Annotated in this window: 2 pseudogenes; one reads left to right on the top strand and one right to left on the bottom strand. The window is 45.5% G+C overall.

The window, feature by feature from the left end:
- A pseudogene (folE, locus tag CIK04_RS25530) lies at positions 1-107 on the bottom strand (GTP cyclohydrolase I FolE); the annotation flags it as partial.
- Between the two features lie 175 nt (positions 108-282).
- Between folE and CIK04_RS25525 the strand changes: the two are divergent.
- Positions 283-570, top strand: a pseudogene (locus CIK04_RS25525) (molybdopterin molybdotransferase); the annotation flags it as partial.
- Positions 571-628 lie beyond the last annotated feature (58 nt).

Genomic DNA, 628 nt, shown 5'->3' with positions numbered 1-628 from the left:
TTCTTTTCTTCACGACTGAACTTGGTTCGGCAACCATCGGACGTTTCCAAACCGCGCTTTTCTAACGCTTGTTTAACCAGTTGGGCGGATTCGCTAAGACCTGACATTCCACTTCCTCTTACATCTCAAGACTCTCATAAAGGGAAGAATACCCCTTTAGGATGGCTGACAAGGATACTCGGATTTTTGAATAATTACACCCATATTTTACTGAGGGTCATTCGTGCCACTCATCGATTTGTGCTAAAGTGCGCTAAAACCATAATTCAACGGAAATTCAATATGGGCTGTTGTGATGCACCTGGCTTAATGCCAATTGAAGATGCGATGGAAAAGATGCTTTCCCGCATTAAACCGATTCAAACAACGTTAAAACTACCGCTTGCTGAAGCGCTTGGTTATGTCTTAGCTGAAGATATTCTTTCCCCCATTAATCGTGCCTCCTTTTGATAACCTCTGCAATGGATGGATACGCGATTCGCCTTGCCGATTTAGAGCACAACCAACCATCTACCGCTTGCGGGCAAATCATTTGCAGGACAGCCTTTTGACGGGGAATGGCCGCAAAACTAGTTGGTATTCGCATCAATGACGGGCGCAAAAATCCCTGAGGGATGTGGACACGCCG

The sequence above is a fragment of the Vibrio sp. 03_296 genome (genome assembly GCF_002265885.1).
The sequence above is the reverse complement of the archived record's forward strand: the minus strand, read 5'-3'. Positions and strand labels throughout refer to the sequence as shown.